Annotated in this window: 16 protein-coding genes; 9 read left to right on the top strand and 7 right to left on the bottom strand. The window is 44.5% G+C overall.

All coding sequences use genetic code 11. From position 1 onward, the window contains the following. Positions 1-55 precede the first annotated feature (55 nt). Positions 56-1084 carry a TMAO reductase system periplasmic protein TorT gene (torT, locus tag BCT49_RS13335; protein WP_102435795.1) on the top strand — a complete coding sequence of 343 codons (1029 nt, stop codon included), beginning with the start codon at positions 56-58 and terminating at the stop codon, positions 1082-1084. Positions 1085-1144: 60 nt separating this feature from the next. After that, a complete protein-coding gene (locus BCT49_RS13330) occupies positions 1145-1600 on the top strand; it encodes a methylglyoxal synthase (RefSeq protein WP_017105060.1) in 456 nt (151 codons plus the stop codon). Positions 1601-1717: 117 nt separating this feature from the next. Here the strand turns inward: BCT49_RS13330 and BCT49_RS13325 are convergent, their stop codons facing one another. Both BCT49_RS13325 and helD read right to left on the bottom strand, forming a co-directional pair. Continuing rightward, complete coding sequence (locus tag BCT49_RS13325; protein WP_102435793.1) at positions 1718-2068, bottom strand: VOC family protein; 351 nt, start codon at positions 2066-2068, stop codon at positions 1718-1720. 87 nt (positions 2069-2155) lie between these two features. Next, on the bottom strand, positions 2156-4231 hold the full coding sequence (gene helD, locus BCT49_RS13320) for a DNA helicase IV (RefSeq protein ID WP_102435791.1): 2076 nt from the start codon (positions 4229-4231) through the stop codon (positions 2156-2158). 177 nt (positions 4232-4408) lie between these two features. Here helD and yccS point away from each other — a divergent pair, with 177 nt between their 5' ends. From yccS to BCT49_RS13300, 5 genes are all read left to right on the top strand, one after another. After that, positions 4409-6613 (top strand): YccS family putative transporter, encoded by a 2205-nt coding sequence (gene yccS, locus BCT49_RS13315; RefSeq protein WP_102435789.1) that lies wholly within the window; start codon positions 4409-4411, stop codon positions 6611-6613. Between the two features lie 334 nt (positions 6614-6947). After that, positions 6948-7109 (top strand): hypothetical protein, encoded by a 162-nt coding sequence (locus tag BCT49_RS25890; RefSeq protein WP_198595860.1) that lies wholly within the window; start codon positions 6948-6950, stop codon positions 7107-7109. 121 nt (positions 7110-7230) lie between these two features. Continuing rightward, complete coding sequence (locus tag BCT49_RS13310) at positions 7231-7551, top strand: hypothetical protein (protein ID WP_102435787.1); 321 nt, start codon at positions 7231-7233, stop codon at positions 7549-7551. A 186-nt stretch (positions 7552-7737) separates the two neighbouring features. Continuing rightward, positions 7738-8997 carry a hydroxymethylglutaryl-CoA reductase gene (locus BCT49_RS13305; protein ID WP_102435785.1) on the top strand — a complete coding sequence of 420 codons (1260 nt, stop codon included), beginning with the start codon at positions 7738-7740 and terminating at the stop codon, positions 8995-8997. Positions 8998-9050: 53 nt separating this feature from the next. Next, a complete protein-coding gene (locus BCT49_RS13300) occupies positions 9051-9962 on the top strand; it encodes a LysR family transcriptional regulator (RefSeq protein ID WP_102435783.1) in 912 nt (303 codons plus the stop codon). 58 nt (positions 9963-10020) lie between these two features. Here BCT49_RS13300 and BCT49_RS13295 read toward each other — a convergent pair whose 3' ends face one another. The 3 genes from BCT49_RS13295 to BCT49_RS13285 form a co-directional block, all read right to left on the bottom strand. Next, positions 10021-10935, bottom strand: coding sequence for a YjjW family glycine radical enzyme activase (locus BCT49_RS13295; protein WP_102435781.1), 915 nt, complete (start codon positions 10933-10935; stop codon positions 10021-10023). Positions 10936-10982: 47 nt separating this feature from the next. Further along, the gene (locus BCT49_RS13290) at positions 10983-12548 is read right to left on the bottom strand and encodes a YjjI family glycine radical enzyme (RefSeq protein WP_102435779.1); all 1566 of its coding nucleotides are present in this window, start codon (positions 12546-12548) and stop codon (positions 10983-10985) included. A gap of 345 nt (positions 12549-12893) precedes the next feature. Then, positions 12894-13493: a class I SAM-dependent DNA methyltransferase gene (locus BCT49_RS13285; protein ID WP_102291844.1), complete on the bottom strand. Its 600-nt coding sequence runs from the start codon at positions 13491-13493 to the stop codon at positions 12894-12896. A 161-nt stretch (positions 13494-13654) separates the two neighbouring features. Between BCT49_RS13285 and BCT49_RS13280 the strand changes: the two genes are divergently transcribed. Beyond that, positions 13655-14533, top strand: a complete 879-nt coding sequence (locus BCT49_RS13280; protein ID WP_009845583.1) for a LysR family transcriptional regulator — start codon at positions 13655-13657, stop codon at positions 14531-14533. Positions 14534-14594: 61 nt separating this feature from the next. Here the strand turns inward: BCT49_RS13280 and BCT49_RS13275 are convergent, their stop codons facing one another. Next, entirely contained in the window at positions 14595-14945 is a 351-nt protein-coding gene (locus BCT49_RS13275) for a hypothetical protein (RefSeq protein WP_102338679.1), read from the bottom strand. Between the two features lie 361 nt (positions 14946-15306). Between BCT49_RS13275 and BCT49_RS13270 the strand changes: the two genes are divergently transcribed. Next, positions 15307-16203 (top strand): cation diffusion facilitator family transporter, encoded by an 897-nt coding sequence (locus BCT49_RS13270; protein ID WP_017105073.1) that lies wholly within the window; start codon positions 15307-15309, stop codon positions 16201-16203. A 25-nt stretch (positions 16204-16228) separates the two neighbouring features. On the opposite strand, the gene yddG is transcribed toward BCT49_RS13270, so the two are convergent. Beyond that, a complete protein-coding gene (yddG, locus tag BCT49_RS13265; protein ID WP_102435777.1) occupies positions 16229-17155 on the bottom strand; it encodes an aromatic amino acid DMT transporter YddG in 927 nt (308 codons plus the stop codon). Positions 17156-17254 lie beyond the last annotated feature (99 nt).

Raw genomic sequence — 17254 nt, 5'->3', positions numbered from 1 at the left:
AGAATACGCTATATTTTGCAGTGTTTCTTATCTAAAACCAATAAAACGGCAATTCATGCTATCTAAACCCTTTGCTTCTAAATGTCTTCTTTCGTTACTAGCTATCATGGCTTCGTCGACGTATGCCAGTAAGCCAATAAACTCAGAAAAGCCTTCTGACTCTACACCTAAGAAAGAGAAAATCTGTGCCATTTATCCACATCTTAAAGACTCGTATTGGCTGTCGGTCAATTACGGTATGGTCTCTGAGGCTGAAAAACAGCAGGTTGAATTAAGAGTATTAGAAGCCGGCGGATACCCAAACATTGGCAAGCAAGCCTCTCAACTTGTGCTTTGTACTCAATGGGGCGCTGACGCCATTATTTTAGGTACCGTGTCCCCTGATGCTTATCACGATAATCTTTCTGATTGGGTTGGGAACACACCCATTTTTGCCACAGTAAACGAACTCACTGTGAGTAAAGAACAACAAAAAGTACTCAAAGGTACAGTCGGTGTCGATTGGCACCAGATGGGATTTCAAGTGGGCGAGTTTCTAGCTAAGCGACATCCAAAAGGTTCTGGTAAAACACCTATTGCCCTGCTGCTTGGCCCTCAGTCTAGCGGAGGCACAAAACCTGTCGCATTGGGCTTCTATGATGCAATCAAATCAAGTGACGTAGAGATTGAAATCAGCTATTGGGCCGATAACGATAAAGAGCTACAAAGAAACCTTGTACAGCAAGTGATTGAGCAGCCAGATATTCAATATATTGTGGGTAGTGCAGTCGCAATCGAAGCGGCGATCAGTGAATTAAGAGCCGCCGGAAAAACCAAAGAAATAGGTTTGATCTCAAGTTATTTGAGTCACGGAACTTATCGAGGGCTGCTGCGTAATAAGGTGTTGTTTGCGCCAACAGACAAAATGGTTGAACAAGGCCGATTATCCGTTAAACAGGCCGTCAGTTATTTGCGTGATCAGCCATACGAGAAACACAGTGCACCCACTATCGAAGCACTGACACCGGCAACGCTCAAAGATCAGATTATCGCCGACTCTTTGTCACCTTCTGAGTTTCGTCCGGTATTCAGTGTGAATCCTTAGTGCTATATTGGCTGAAGAACTCAAAACAAAAAAAACGAAACAATCATTTAGGGAACATTCATGCAAAAAACAACGCGTACTATGCCAACGCATAAGAATATCGCTTTGGTCGCTCATGACCATTTCAAACCTGAGCTACTAAGATGGGTCAAAGAGAACAAAGAAAAACTACAAAAGCACTTCCTTTATGCAACGGGCACGACGGGTTCTCTACTAAGTAAAGAAACAGGCTTAGCGATTAAGAGCATGATCAGTGGCCCTATGGGCGGTGACCAACAACTGGGCGCGCTTATCTCTGAAGGCAAGATCGATATGATGATTTTCTTCTGGGATCCATTGAATGCCGTACCACACGACCCGGACGTAAAAGCATTGCTTCGTATCGCAAGTGTTTGGAACATCCCAGTGGCAACCAACCGCGCTACCGCTAACTTCTTATTTAACTCTTCACTGCTTGAAGAAGAAGTGGTCATCGAGATCCCAGACTACGAAGCGTACCTAGCTGAGCGCACTTAAGCCTTAGTTTCGCCGACTGATCTGTTCGCTTTCTTAGCGGATAGGAAATCAAACACAAAAAAGCCTGCTTAGTTGCAGGCTTTTATTTGTCCGAAGTTTTTGAGCTCATAGCGCTGATTATTTATCGCTCCACACAGCCATCTCATTGCCACTCGGTTCAAGGAAATGGAAACGTCGTCCACCGGGAAAGCTAAATATTTCACGGTTAATCTTGCCACCAGCATCAATCACATCACGCTCAGTTTGCTCAAGATCTTGACTGTAAAACACCATCAGTGCAGCACCATTATCCGTACTAGACGCTAAATCCGCCAAATAGAAACCGCCCATTAAGCCTTTACCTTCAAAAGCAGAATACTCAGGTCCGTAGTCTTCAAAGCGCCAAGCAAACGCTTGAATAAAAAACGTTTTGGTTGCCTCAATATCGCGAGCAGGAAATTCTATGTAATTGATAGAGCCGTGTTCCATATCAGCATCCTCTGGTTAACTGTTTTTCACGTTTGGTGTTTTCAAGCTTGGTGTTCTCAAACTTGTAGTCTGAAACCTTTTTCTGGCTTATTTTTTACGAACGACAGGATAATCTGAACCATGCAGTTCTTGTACGAAGCCTGACCCGTCACCACTATGGGTAATCCAAACCTTCTCTTTTGCACGTGTCATTGCCACGTAGAACAAACGTCGCTCTTCAGCATAAGGGAAGACATCTGACGATTCCGTCAAAGCACCATCAATATGAAGTTGCTTCTTCTTCGCTGGGAATTGACCTTCGTCTACACAAAGTATAATCACAAAATCCGCTTCTTTACCCTTACTGGCGTGGCAAGTCATAAATTTCAGGTCGATCGAGGTGAAGATCTTTTTCCAATCTTCCAGAAGCTCTGGCTTGTGATAGTGATTACGACCTAACAACATAACCGACTTGTTTTGCTTGCCTTTCGCCTGCCTGTTCAGCTGATCGAGAATCTTCTCAATATCTTTGCTTGATGTGCTGTAAACCGCCTTCTGTTTCTGTTGCTTAAAGCTGTTCAGTTCTTTTGGTAATTGAATCGGGTTTTCTTGCACAAAGCGATTGGCAACCGCACCTAACTGATTGTTAAATCGATAAGTGGTATCTAAATGGTGGATCGTCGAGCTTTCAAATCTATCTTTAAAGCCAGTTGTTAAATCAACATCGGCACCCGCAAATTGATAAATAGACTGCCAGTCATCACCCACGGCAAAAATAGAGGCTTGATGCTCGGCTTTGGATTGATTACACAAGGCTTCAACCAATGCTAAACGGTCTGGAGAGATATCTTGATATTCATCGATCATGATGAACTTCCAAGGAGAGACAAATTTGCCCTTCTCGACATATTGAGTCGCACGGCTGATCATGGTCGAGAAGTCGATATGATTCTCTTCTTTTAACGCTTTCTGCCACGCGGTCACGCAAGGCCAACACAGTGATAATTCACTATTAAGACGCGTGTAGTCTCTGTGGTCGATCAGCTGCTGTTGCACTTCTTTCTTTGATAAACCCGATGCATTCAACTGCTCAAGCTGTTTCTCTAGCCAACCTATAAGCTTCAGGTTTGAAACGTGGCTTCCGAGTTCATCATCACCCGTTAAATAGGCGATTGGCCATTTAGATAAGTGCTTTTGCCAACGCTTGAAGTTGGTTGGCGTCATCCAATGTTTTTTCAGCCAATCAATGCACCACGCTTGGCGTTGATTGTCATCTAAGGCCAATGGAGAAATAACAACACGTTCGGTTTCAACCTGATTCAGGATCTTCAAACCTAACTGGTGGAAGGTATTGACTTGCACCTTCTCGGCTGACAAACCAATTTTACTATCGAGACGCTGTTTCATTTCTTGAGCCGCTTCACGACCAAAGGCGAGCAACAATAACTCTTCAGCTTGCGCTTGATGGCTTTGCAATAAGTACGCGACACGCGCTGTCAGAACACTGGTTTTCCCCGAACCCGCACCCGCAAGAATCAAGTTATGGTCATCGTTCATCAACACCGCATATTGCTGCGACAAGTTCAACGGAGACGACTCACATTGAGCAAACAACACTTCCCAGTTCTTTCTTTCAGTCTCTAGCCATTGTTGGTTTCTGTCGGCTTGCTTAATCTCGGTTTCAGATAACCATGGCTGCATTCTCGCGACACGTTTAGGCATACGCTGAGCGGCTTCTTCCAAAGTCATGTTCATGTTTTCTAAGCCTGAATTCACAATGTCGACCCAGACGTTCACTTTAGAATGAGGAAGGAAAGCAGGAAGTTGTTCAAGGCGTGTGAGTTCAGCCTCCCATTGAGGGACATGTTCTGCAAGCTGCTCACATTGAGTGTCGTGCCAACGTTGATAAGCGGCAACCGACGCACGAGCAAATTGACGACATTGATCCCAAGGTAAACCTTGCACTAACCAACTACGCTGTTGGCCATCTTGTTGATTAGCAAAGAACTGTAACGATCCCCAGAACAATCCGCGCTTTATCGCGATCTTGCCACTCCAAATAGTAAACGGAATACGTTCTTCACTGCCTACTGAAGACAACAATAGACGTGGACCATCAAGTTCAACCTGATGATATTCATTTTGAATAAAAAACTGTGCAGTCTTGTTAGCGCTTAGCTGCATTGGAGCGTGCTCTTTAATTGGGAATATTGAATTTATATCATGATGCAATGAGAATTAATAATGTCTCTCATCTTATCGACGCTTTCATGACCACCTAAGGCCAATTATGGATAAGTATCAAATTCTTGTGCTTGATTTCTGTTAGGATTATGGTTTTAGTGTGTCAAGTGAGCGACTGTGGACTTTTCAGCCAAATTACGCCTTTATTGGGCGAATAAAACCATAAATTACAGCGTGTTAATTCTCATCACCCTGCTCGGTGTTGTGATTCCAGCTTGGTATTATGAACAAAACACACTGATCACCCCATTAATTTTAGGTGTCATCGCTGCTGCACTGGCTGAAAGTGACGACAGTTTTACGGGTCGCCTAAAAGCACTCACCCTGACCTTTATCTGTTTTGCGATCGCCGCCTTTTCTATTGAGCTACTTTTCAACACACCTTGGCTGTTCGCATTAGGTCTTTTCGCATCGACTTTCTCTTTCATAATGCTTGGGGCGATTGGCCCTAAATACGCGAGCATCGCATTTGGCTCTCTACTGGTCGCTATTTACACCATGCTCGGCGCACACGAGAGCATCAACTTATGGTTTCAGCCACTACTATTATTAACCGGTGCGGCTTGGTACTACTTCATGTCAATGATTTGGCAAATTGTGTGGCCAATGCAACCTGTGCAGCAAAACCTCGCGACCGTGTTTGATCAAATCGGCACCTATATGAATTCTAAGGCTGAGTTGTTTTATCCGGTGTCTGACCTTATTCCGCAGCCACACCGTATTATCGAAGCCAAACTGAATGCCAGCACCGTGAATGCACTCAACATGTGTAAAGCGACGCTGCTTAACCGTTCTAAACGCGGGCACATCGATGGTCCGAGTGACCGATTCTTAAATACCTACTTCATCGCACAAGACATTCATGAACGCGTGAGTTCAACCCACTACCGTTATCAAGAACTGGCAAAACACTTCGAACGCTCTGATGTATTGTTCCGCTTTAAGTATCTTCTAGAGGCTCAAGCAACCGCGTGTAAAGAAGTCGCGAGTTCACTGAAGGTTGGCGCAGAATACCAACATGGTGACAAATCTGTATTGGCGCTTGATGAGTTGATGTCCTCACTCACTCACCTTCATCAGCAAAATAAGCCAGAATGGAAACCGTTATTGAACCAATTGGATTACCTGTTCAACAACCTGGCCACCGTTGAAAAGCAGCTATCGAATATCAGTAATCCAGACGCTGAGAAACTAGAAGAAGGTGTCTTAGACGATACCAACCCACATACCTTGACGGCTATGTGGCAAAAGATCAGAGCCAACCTGCACACCGACTCAATGCTGTTTCGCCACGCAATACGTATGGCCGTCACGCTGACGCTCGGTTACGGCATTATTCAAGGTTTTGATATCGAACGTGGCTATTGGATCTTGCTAACGACACTGTTTGTATGTCAGCCCAACTACAGCGCCACGCGACAAAAGCTGACAGCCCGTGTGATTGGCACAGTGGCTGGTTTGTTGATTGGCGTTCCGCTACTGACCTTCTTCCCGTCTCAAGAGAGCCAGTTGGTCTTTATTGTCATCAGTGGCGTGATGTTCTTTGCGTTCCGCATCAATAACTACGGCTTCGCAACCGGCTTTATCACCTTACTGGTGTTGTTCTGTTTCAATCAGCTCGGCGAAGGCTATGCCGTAGTACTACCAAGGCTAGCGGATACCTTCATTGGCTGTGCGCTTGCTGTTTTGGCTGTGATTTACATTCTACCTGACTGGCAATCGAAACGACTGCACAAGGTAATGGCGGACGCCCTTGATTCAAACAAGAATTATCTGGCTCAGATCATTGGCCAATATCGTGTAGGCAAAAAAGACACGCTCAATTACCGCATTTCTCGCCGTAGTGCGCACAATAACGATGCCAACTTGACCGTCGCTATCAGTAGCATGCTGGTTGAGCCCGGCAAGTATCGAACGTCTGAAGACGAGAGCTTCCGCTTTCTTACCTTAAATCACGCTTTACTGAGCTACATCTCAGCGCTGGGTGCTCACAGAACGCGTATCGATGATGAAGCGACGCACAAGCTTGTGTTAGACGCTCATAGAGTAATACACGAACACCTCGATGCACTGAACGATCAGCTTTATTCTCATCGTGAGCACTGCGAAGTCAAAAATGCTTATGACCCTGAGCTTGATAAACGTTTAAGTGAGTGGAGAGAAGAAGACGAAAGCTCTGTAAGGATGGTCCTACAGCAGTTGCATTTGATCTATCGAATGCTCCCAGAATTACACACCTTAGCCACCAAGTTTGCCGTTAAAGTGAACATCGAAAAGCCTCTCGAAAAGGCGAATTCTGCTCCAGAAGATAAAATACTGTAAAAACAGAAAGATACATAATTTGAATACATAATGATCAATAGGTGTATGTATGGTTTATTATACCAATACCTATAAGTAGGTATAGTAAACTAACTGCACGCCCCGCCAGATAAGGGATCAGAGCATTTTTACTTTGTAGGAACTTTCTGACTTTGATTAACCAAGCGTTAACTTTGCCTGACAATTCTCGGACAAAAAACAACCAGAGCAATTTATAGTTGTCTTAGTTTCAAGAACCTTCAAACATCTTTTAATATTCATTTAATGTTGGTTGATTTCTTGTATCGGTAGTCTATGCTCAATAGAGCATATGGATTTGAACTAAGGTCACACTATGAATACACAACAATTTGAAGCATTTAAGCAACAGATACAGCTTCTTAGCCCTCAGCAATTGAAAGCATTACAGGGTGAAATCGATGGTAATGTCGAGACAGAACAGTCTTCTTTACTTACTGATGAAGAGTTAAACGCTCTAAACGACCTGTTTAATTAGTAGACAGAGATCACTTTTTTAGCCTAAGTTCACCGTTTCACTGTAAATTACACCACTTCACCATTGCGCTCAAAATATCGTCAACCTAGACTCATCCCATACGTCAATTAAAGGTTCTGACATGTCGATTTCGGGGATTCAATCAGGTTATGCCATTGTTCAGCAGTCAACCAATATGGCTGAAGAAGCGGCAATTGAACTGAACCAAGCCGCTCAGCACACTCCCGAATCAAATGACTTCTCCCAATCTAGCGATCTTAGCTTTAACCAAATCGAACCTGAAAAATCTCTTTCTTTAAAAGACAAAGAACCAGAGCCTGTTTCATCCTCAACCGATTCACTAATAAAACTGACCCAAAGTGCCAGTTACAATCGCGTTGGCGCGAGTGTCGTTGATCGTCAAAACGAAGCCATTGGCAGTCTTCTCGACATCCATATCTGATCTATACTCACACTTAGTGCTTGTTTCCTATGTCCTGAATCCGTTTGATTCAACGACTTTTGATGCTTTTTGACTCTATAAGCACACAAACTGTAACTCATTATATCTGACGCTTGTTTCTGGTTTATTACTCGGTAGAATCAGCGCAAACTATTCTTGCAGCACAAACTTTACTTCGTACTACTTATGCCAAAACTAAATCTGCATCGCCGTGACTATGTTTCTATTTTAGGAGGCGACATCTCCGCAGACGAATTAGAAAAGAAGCTCCAGCCTAATTTTGAGAAGCCAGTGAATAAGCTGACTCCGAGCCCTTATCTGACGGAAAAGAACCTTACACGTCGCTGGACCGCTCTCGATAATGCAGACTCGCAGCAAGAACTGCTCGACCCTCATACTCAAAGCCAGATTCAAGCTTATGAGAAAAACATAGAGCACTTTATTGGCACGGTTAAAGTCCCTGTCGGCATCTCCGGACCTTTAAGAGTCAACGGCCTGTTTGCTAAAGGTGATTACTTAGTCCCACTTGCAACCACTGAAGCGGCGCTTGTTGCGTCTTATAACCGTGGTTCAAAGCTGATTACCGCCTGTGGTGGTGCAAGTGCAATGCTGCTCAATGAAGGCGTAACACGTACGCCTGGTTTCGCATTCCAAGGTTTGGTTGAAGCTGGACAGTTTGTTGCTTGGGCGGTGACCCAATATGACCAATTTAAAACCTTAGCGGAATCAACTACATCACACGGCAAACTTACCGACATCAATATCAACATCGAAGGCAACCATGTTTACTTGGTGTTTGAATTTCTAACCGGAGACGCTTCTGGTCAGAATATGGTGACTATCGCGACCAATGCAGTATTTGAGTACATCATTGAACATACACCAGTGAAACCCGATCACGCCTTCCTTGATGGCAACTTATCGGGCGACAAAAAAGCCAATACTCAAACCTTACGTAGCGTTCGTGGTAAGAAAGTCACAGCCGAGGTCAACATCTCTGCTGAGCTTGTCGCCAAGTACCTCCACACCACACCAGAGAAGATGGTGCAGTTCGGACAAATGACCACTGTCGGCGGCGCTCTAAGCGGTACGATTGGTATTAATGCTCATTATGCGAATGCACTTGCTGCGCTCTACATTGCTTGCGGCCAAGACGCGGCGTGTGTTGCTGAGTCTGCAATTGGTATGACTCGTATGGAGCTCAACAAAGAAGGCGGTTTATACGCGAGCGTGACGCTTCCTAACTTGATGCTAGGGACAGTCGGTGGCGGTACAGGCCTACCAAGTCAAAAAGCGTGTCTCGATTTATTAGGGCTACATGGTAACGGTAAATCACAAGCCTTAGCTGAGGTTTGTGCTGCATTATGTTTGGCGGGTGAGCTGTCGATTGTAGGCGCATTCTGTGCGGGTCATTTTTCGCGAGCTCATCACAAGTTAGCGCGCTAGTTTCTGTTATAAAACCTTAAATCGACCGTTGTCACGTATTGAGTGAGTTGTGTATGGATTACTTACATTTATCGCGAGTGAGCCTTAAACATCTCACTGCGCTTCATATTATGCTGAACACCCACAGCGTCACTCAAACCTCAGAGCAACTCTTTGTCAGCCCTTCGAGTGTGAGTAAGACATTATCTCAACTGCGTGACATTCTTAACGACGAGCTTTTCTATCGGGACGGCACCAAGCTGATCCCGACTCCCTTTGCCCTGAAAATAGCCCCCACCGTTCACGCGATTCTTTCCAGCATGAACGGGCTACTTCACCAAAAGAGTTTTACTCCTCAGGAGTATCAAGGCAGCTTTTCACTTTCGATGCGTGAAAGTACCTTCGAAGTGTTTGCCTCGAAGATCAGCAAAGTCACCACTGAACTTGCACCAAAAGCCAAACTTAATATTTATTCGAAGCAGGAGCTTGGATTCGATGCTTTGCTCAGTGGTAAGGTCAACTTGATCTTGTTGCCCCATGACATCTCCCAACCACCGACTGATAATAAAGAGCTGGTGTGGGAAACGATTCTTCCTGATGAGATGGTTTGTTTGATGGGCGCGCACCACCCTCTCGCTCAGCAAGAGCTAACGGTTGAAGGCTATTTAGATTACAAACACATTGGAATCTTAGATAACGAACTGTCTAAGCCTTACTTTGAGCAAAACTTAGTGCAATGTCATAAGCCGAGAGATATGGCGATATCGGTAGCGGATTTTGGCGCGGCGGCGGTGCTGTGTCACCACACGCCTTTCTTGTTTACTTGCTCTAAACAATGGGCTGAGCATGCCAAACAAGTACAAGGCTTGGTAAGTAAGCCGCTTCCTTTTGATTACGGTAAAGTGGCGTATAGCTTGGTGTGGAACAAGCCAAACATGAATGACCAGGCGATCAAATGGCTGCGTGACTTGTTTTTAGAAGCTTAATAATTTTAAAAATTTAACGTTCTTAAAAACTTGTCTGAGCGTCTAAACAATTTAGAAGCTAGGTATAAACCTCTGGCGTTTGCATTGGCCTTTGAACAATTGCGTAGAGCTTATCGTGAAAGCTTTGCATTTGCTGTTCTGTGCATTTAGGCCACTCTAAGGCTTCACCAATTACCCCATGATGTTGAAAGGCATTCAGCCGAATTCGAACATCACTTGGCAATCCTTTCAAGTAATACCCAACTTGCTCTATCTCGTCCTCAAGATCACTTTTATTGGGGATATGCAGCAAACGAACTTCATGTAATTTGCCTTTATCAGCTAAGTAGTTAATGGTTTCAAACACTCGATGGTTCCCTCTACCCACTAGCCATTGATGCGTTTCAGATTGCCATGATTTTAGGTCGATCATTGCGCCATCAAGGTAAGGTAACACTTTGTCCCACCCTTGCATCGACAACGAACCGTTACTATCAATAAAGCACGTTAAGTGTGCCAATTGCGGGTCGCTTTTGATCGCTTGAAACAGCTCGATGATAAACGGCAATTGCATGGTCGCCTCACCACCCGAAACGGTAACACCACTCAAGAAGAATTGATTGTGCCTAACCAGTTCAAGTACCTCGGATATTGTCATCGTGGTGATTTTTGGGCTCGACTTATGATCACAGATATCGATGCACTGATCGCAGTTAGTACACGCTACCGGATCCCACTTCACTTTGCCTTCAACAAGACTCAGAGCACTACTCGGGCAACCAGTCACGCAATCTCCACAATGGTTGCAGTGGTTGATGGTGTGAGGATTGTGACAAGTGATGCAATCGAAATTGCACCCTTGTAGGAACAGCACCATGCGGTTTCCGGGTCCATCAACACAAGAAAAGGTCAGCACACGGCTGACCTTCGTTTGTTTTTCTGTCTTATTATTATTAACCCTAGCCATTTGAGTTGTTAGATCAGAAATTTTCATAATTCACATTGTTCGCATTCGAAACGCATAACGCACGCACGTTAATGCTATTCGTATGTCGGCGACATCTCTAAGCTTGCCACGCGTGGCTTACGCTCTAGGATACCGGTATTTTTTGCAGCTTCAGCACCAAGGAAAGTGGTATTGGTGCGTGAACCTTGCTCGTCGTATTTAGCAATATCAGACAGCTTAATCATATAACCCGTCACACGAACCAAATCGTTCGATGCTACGTTAGCCGTAAACTCTCGGTAACCCGCTTGAATCGCGCCTTTACACAGGTTGAACATCGCTTCTGGGTTAGATTTCACTGTTTCGTCAATAGTCAGAATGTCGCTGATGCCCGATGTGTAGAACTTGTGGTGATCAGCCGTCGCGCGAACGTAAGAAACTGGATCCGGTTCTGTTCCATAAGGGATGCGTACACCTGGCGTCACACCTTCATCTAAACTGATACCGCCTTGAGCGTGTAACAGAGACTTACCTTCCAACCCATATTTCACTTCAGAGCTTTCAACGATTTCAGCCAGCTTTTCGGAAATACGATGACCGAGCTGGTTTGCCGACTCATCGTGACCATAGCGCCCTGCTTTGCCTTCTTTTTCCATTAAGATGTTAACCGCCTCAGCCATGCCATAAATACCAAACATTGGCGCAAAGCGATCTTCTTCAATTAAGCCTTCTTTGGTTAAGAAGCCTTCAAAGAAGTTAGACTCTTCATGTAAGAAGCGACTACGTGCATTCATCAATTCGATCATGATGCTGCTGTAGTTAGGCAAGACTTGCTGTAAGAAGTCTACGCTGTCTTCAGATTTCAGAGCCACTTGCTTAAGGTTCATACGTACTAGCGTGTTTGAACCACCCGCCAGAGGCAGAGAGTTGTAGCAACTTACGATGCCAAAACGCTTATCGCCGTACGCAGCGGCATGTGCAGGATAATTAGCAATGTGCGGCTTGCTGCATTCACAGATGTTGCTCGCCGCATGACGAAGCAGATCATCAGGCGTGACTGCTGGGTCATACATAAAGGTTAAATTAGGTGCGATCTGCTTCAATTCAGCATCCACACGTAAAATGGTGCGGCATACAATATTGTCACTAGGGCCAATATTCACGTGCATAAAGGCATCTGGCAATGTGCGGTCCAGCATGATCCAGAACAGCTTCAGCTTTTGATATACCTGCTCATCCGTCAAGTCGCCAACAAAAGGCATCAACACATCGTCCAACTGGCCCAAGTAAACCGGAATGGAAGTCACCGACGGAACGTGATGATAAAGGATGGTTAGCATGTTCAATGCTTCGTCGAAATTAGTTGCCGTGCTAAGCTCTAAATACTTGGAGCCTTGATGTAAATATTTAGAATAATCAGGAAGCACATAGCCCGGCTTAAATGGGGCGTGACCTTCAAACATGTCACACAGCACACCTTGTTGTAAGGCTTGCTCTACTTCATTGCTTACCGGCATATACGGCAGGCTGGCTTCAGCTTCTAAGGCAAGATAGCTCGACTTCTGTTTTGGGGACAGGTTGGCATCTGAAATGATATTGCTAAAGCGTTGTTGTTGCTCTGAAAGTGGTGAAGAAGTAGATGACGCAGATTGGTGGCTCATGATTAAACCCTTAATATTTTTATGGGCTTATTTTATCTCTCACACTTATATTTCCACTAATGAAATGTATGCAATGGTATATTTCCAAAATGGAAACAACCAAAGAAAAACTGCAGCTGTCGATTTATCAAATATGAGGTTGGGGTGTAGCGAGATAGAACCAAGAATCAGACAATATTAGAAACTAGCTATTTAGTTATGAGCTATTAGTTTAAAACGCAAACGCGTAAAAATAGAAAACCCACATAACGGATCCAAAGATCGTTGATGTGGGTTTAGTCAATTAAGCGTGAGTACGGTTATCTGATCAGCTATCTGCAGATACGTTAACTACAGACAAGTGAACTATAGATGAGGAACCACTTGTTTACGGCCTACACCCATCAGTACCTTCAAAGTACCTTGTGGGGTGTCGATTGAGAACGGTGTTGAGACTTCAACAATCGAAAAACCTGCTGCGCTCAATACATTCTGGGAGCGCTGTTCGCTGACCCCAAAATCTTCGCTGTCGTTTTCTAAGTACCAATCCCAGTGTACAAAAAACCCATCGTTTTCTAACAGAGTATAAATAAGGCTGACCGTGTCTTGTAGGTTCGGAATAAAGCCACATACCGAAGAGGCTACCACTAAGTCAAACTGATTTCTGAATGCTGGGTGTTGGGCTGCAAGTCCGCGCGATAAGATATCAACGACAGGCTCTACATTAGACAGCTCTTTTTTATCTAACTCTTCAATCATCCCTTCTGAGATATCGAGAGCGATGATCTCTTTTGCAAAAGGAGATATTTTCTGGCTGAGTAATCCTGTACCACAACCAAAATCAAGGACACGGGTTCCGTTCAAATCAACGAGCTGTGTTAACTGGTCAAATGCGGACTGTGCGAATACAGCAGTAGCGGGATCGTTATCCCAATCAGGTGCGTACTCGTCCCATTGTTTCGCCATCATGGCCTCCATCTTTACTTCTTGTAGGTTCGGAACGCCCCCAGAATAAACCAAATTAGTCAATTCGTCATAGAGTTATCATGCAAAGATGGACTATTTCTAAGATAGTCAGCACAATATTCAGATAATATGCACCGCCACCCGCTCAATATGGAAATGAAATGAACCTTTCTCAAGTCCAAGCCTTTTGTTCAGTTGCTGATTTAGGGTCAGTCTCTGAAGCTGCTCGACAGCTAGAATGCAACCGAACCAAACTGAGTATGTCGATCAAAGCCTTGGAAAAAGAGTTAGACGTTGAATTATTCGTACGCAGTGGCAACCACGTTGAACTTTCTGAAGCGGGCAAAGCGATTTACAAAGATTGCGAAGGAATGCTGGTGACGGCAGCGCGCATTAAACAAACCTGCTTACATGTTTCAGGTGAATTCAACGCCGAGATTTGGATCGCTCGCGACGATTCCCTACCCGATGAAATGTGGCAAAGTTTATCGCACGCCCTAAACAACAAATACCCTTCCACTTCTTTCAACTTCGTTCTCGCGTCTAGTGGCGACTTGGCTAATCTTGTCGAAACTCAACAAGTTGATTTTGCGTTTGGTGTCGATTACGAGCGTGTCGACGACCCAAGAATTATCTACAACCCACTCGGTAAGATCCGAATGATGTCGGTATGTAAGAAAGGGCATGATTTGAGTGCGATGCGAAGAGTGTCGGATGAAGTACTTAGAAATTCGATGCAAGCGACCATGGTTTATCTTAATGAAAAAGATAACCCTGAGCTTGAGCCCTTCTCTCGCCGATACATTGGTTTTTCTAGTTTCGATTTTATGTTGGATACGATTCTACGAGAAGATGCATGGGGCGTAATGCCTGAGCCATTGATACGCCATTTATTGCGTGAACAAGAACTGGCTGTGATCAAGCACACTTATGGCCTGACTCAAGAAGACTACTGTATGTTTACCGCGGCAGGTATGGCGGAACACCCAGGTATGAATTGGTTAGCGGATCAGATCAGCGATTACTTGTTTGATTTCTAAAGTGTCAGATAATGTTCAATCTCGACACTTAAATTCATCTAACAAATAAAAAGCCCTCTCTTTAGAAGACCATCACGTGATCCACTGAATAACGTCCGTCTTCTTCAACCAGCACCATTTCTGCCACAAACTCGCCTTTCGCAATGGTATACGCTTGTTTCCAAACAAAAGCGATGGAATCAGAGCGTCTGAATAGCGCAACGGGTTCACGCTCGGCAAAAAAGCCATTACTGTGCTGATAATGATGACACACCTTTTCCAGATACTCCGGCGTCACAATATCCTTCATGCGCTGCGTAAAGTCTCGGCAGTGCTGAGCATGGTCAACCTTGGTTGAACCGTCCATCAAATTGTCCATGATCGGATTAGCAATCGCCCACAACTCACTATCGTTGAGATCATCAAATTTCATCTTCATCCATTCCTTTTCAAGTTCAACTCAGCTCTACGCCCAAGGTTCAAACCGAAGTTTAAGGTATAAGGTTTCAGTGCGATTTCTGTAACCTTAACAGCCTAATCCTTTACACAGCTAGGCTATGAGACCTTCACAACCTATGTGTTTTACTAATCATAAACCATTTAACGCCAGTTTCACATTTCCCGAAAAACAGTCATCGTCAACTTTTTTGACACCTAAATTTACCGTTAAGCCATTGAATTATAGTAACTTGAATATAAAACGGGTTACCGACATATAAACGTCATCAGATAAAGTTTGTAAAGCTAGCTCAATATTAGAACAATGAAGTTATCAAAAACATCTGGAAAATATTATGTGTGACAGGAAAAGCCAAAACGAAAACCGAGTACTATTGTTCTCAGCCCTTTTAGCATCAGGCTTCGCAATTGGCGGATTGGTGCTGGGTCTTCTCGTTGGCTCTCTAGTCATAGTATTTGACGGTGTCTATTCTCTTATCAGTTTACTGTTAACTTTATTGTCACTAGCTGCTTCGAAATACATTAACCGCCCATCAGATAGGGAGTTCCCGTTCGGTCGAGCAATCATTGAGCCAATCGTAATCGCGATTAAAGCGATTGTGATTCTGCTTGTGGTCGGTTATTCGCTTTACTCTGCGATTGGTGCTCTGATGACAGGTGGTCGTGAAGTCGATGCTTCTATCGCAACTCTGTTTGGTATTTTCAACGTATTGGGTTGTGGTTACGCTTGGTGGTACATCGCCAATAAGAGCAAACGTATTTCTTCAGGTTTGATTCAAGCTGAGTCTAAACAGTGGCAAATGGATACGCTTTTGAGTGTGGCAGTTACGGCAGGTTTCGTTGTTGCTTGGTTGGTGGCTTACTCTCCGTTTTCTGAATACGCGGTATATGCCGACCCAATGATGATGTTACTGATGTCTTTTTACTTCATAAAAGTGCCGTTCGACATGCTACGTGAAGCAATGCGTGAGCTGCTAATGATGTCGGCAACCAAAGATATTTGTGACGCGGTAGATAAGAATGTTGTCGCTGTGGACAAAGATGCGGACCAAGATTTGGAGCTAATGGGTGTGACTAAAGTTGGTCCTGAATTAAGAATCAATGTTGATATTCATACCAACGACCAACAAGCGATTGCGGTCGATGATATTGAACGCACGCGCCGCCAACTTAAGCGACGCCTATCTAAGATGCCTTATGAGCTTCAATTGAACCTCAATATCGCGAGCTAAGAGCATTCTCTCTTAAGTTCAACACTCAAGACTGAACCTCTTCAGAAGCCGACGCCTTAACCGTCGGCTTTTTGTCTCTGGTTACCCACCAGCAAGCCAATGAACCGATTGTCACCATACAAACGCCCTGCCAAAAACTCATGCTCAATGACAAACCTAGAATCATAGAAGACAGTAAAGTCGCGAAGATTGGCGTAAAGTAAGACATGGTTGCAAGAAACACCATATTCCCCCCCAGAATCGCCGTGTTCCAAAGCGCGTAACCAGCCCCCATACAAGCCCCAGCAAGCACTAAGTCAATCGCAGCGCTTGAAGTCATCACCATGCCGGTTTCATCACTCAATGCGTATTTGATCCACAGAGTGACCGCAGTAGCGATAAAGAAAAGCACAATCGCATTCTGCCCTTTAGCAACGCGTTGGGTGTAGTTGCAATATACCGCCCAAATAATCGCGCCGAAGAATGCCATCGAATAGGTTTTAGGATTCGTCGCAATATTAGCCGCGATTTGAACGACAGAAAGCCCCTGATCGCCGCTGATACTCCAAGCCACGCCAAAGAACGCCAAGAAGATGCTTGGATAAACCAACCAGTTGATCTTTTTATCGCTCAGCAGCACCGCAAACAACACCGTTAGTGCAGGCCATAGATAGTTAATAACGGCCATTTCTAAGGCTTGATGTCGGCTATTTGCCATTCCTAAAGCCAGAGCCAGGAAGATCTCGTAGCAAACGAATAAGGCACCACCAATCATCAAATACGATTTAGAGAAGCGCGACAGCTTAGGTAGACCCATAACACAGACCAACAACAGCGAGCTCACTGTATAAAGACTGGCTGCACCCCCAATTGGGCCCAGTTGTTCTGATACGCTACGAGACAGTGCGATTAAGCAGCTCCAAAGTAAAATGGCAGCAATGCCGTAGCAGCTATGGCGATGAGATTTCAGCACGCCTCTTCCTTATTTTTATTGTAATTGGGTAGTCAAAGCGAGCTTAAAGCAAAGGTAGGCTTAAACACCACTATCGATAAGTTGCAGTAAGTAAAAATA

The sequence above is a fragment of the Vibrio lentus genome (genome assembly GCF_002875945.1).
Classification (GTDB): Bacteria; Pseudomonadota; Gammaproteobacteria; order Enterobacterales; family Vibrionaceae; genus Vibrio; species Vibrio apostichopi.
This window is presented reverse-complemented; position numbering and strand designations above follow the sequence as displayed.

What these genes read in the sequence shown, in the direction of transcription:
- torT (WP_102435795.1), top strand. Translation starts at nt 56, where the DNA reads ATGCTATCTAAACCCTTTGCTTCTAAATGTCTTCTTTCGTTACTAGCT.
- BCT49_RS13330 (WP_017105060.1), top strand. Translation starts at nt 1,145, where the DNA reads ATGCAAAAAACAACGCGTACTATGCCAACGCATAAGAATATCGCTTTG.
- BCT49_RS13325 (WP_102435793.1), bottom strand. Translation starts at nt 2,068, where the DNA reads ATGGAACACGGCTCTATCAATTACATAGAATTTCCTGCTCGCGATATT.
- helD (WP_102435791.1), bottom strand. Translation starts at nt 4,231, where the DNA reads ATGCAGCTAAGCGCTAACAAGACTGCACAGTTTTTTATTCAAAATGAA.
- BCT49_RS25890 (WP_198595860.1), top strand. Translation starts at nt 6,948, where the DNA reads ATGAATACACAACAATTTGAAGCATTTAAGCAACAGATACAGCTTCTT.
- BCT49_RS13310 (WP_102435787.1), top strand. Translation starts at nt 7,231, where the DNA reads ATGTCGATTTCGGGGATTCAATCAGGTTATGCCATTGTTCAGCAGTCA.
- BCT49_RS13305 (WP_102435785.1), top strand. Translation starts at nt 7,738, where the DNA reads ATGCCAAAACTAAATCTGCATCGCCGTGACTATGTTTCTATTTTAGGA.
- BCT49_RS13300 (WP_102435783.1), top strand. Translation starts at nt 9,051, where the DNA reads ATGGATTACTTACATTTATCGCGAGTGAGCCTTAAACATCTCACTGCG.
- BCT49_RS13295 (WP_102435781.1), bottom strand. Translation starts at nt 10,935, where the DNA reads ATGAAAATTTCTGATCTAACAACTCAAATGGCTAGGGTTAATAATAAT.
- BCT49_RS13290 (WP_102435779.1), bottom strand. Translation starts at nt 12,548, where the DNA reads ATGAGCCACCAATCTGCGTCATCTACTTCTTCACCACTTTCAGAGCAA.
- BCT49_RS13285 (WP_102291844.1), bottom strand. Translation starts at nt 13,493, where the DNA reads ATGGCGAAACAATGGGACGAGTACGCACCTGATTGGGATAACGATCCC.
- BCT49_RS13280 (WP_009845583.1), top strand. Translation starts at nt 13,655, where the DNA reads ATGAACCTTTCTCAAGTCCAAGCCTTTTGTTCAGTTGCTGATTTAGGG.
- BCT49_RS13275 (WP_102338679.1), bottom strand. Translation starts at nt 14,945, where the DNA reads ATGAAATTTGATGATCTCAACGATAGTGAGTTGTGGGCGATTGCTAAT.
- BCT49_RS13270 (WP_017105073.1), top strand. Translation starts at nt 15,307, where the DNA reads ATGTGTGACAGGAAAAGCCAAAACGAAAACCGAGTACTATTGTTCTCA.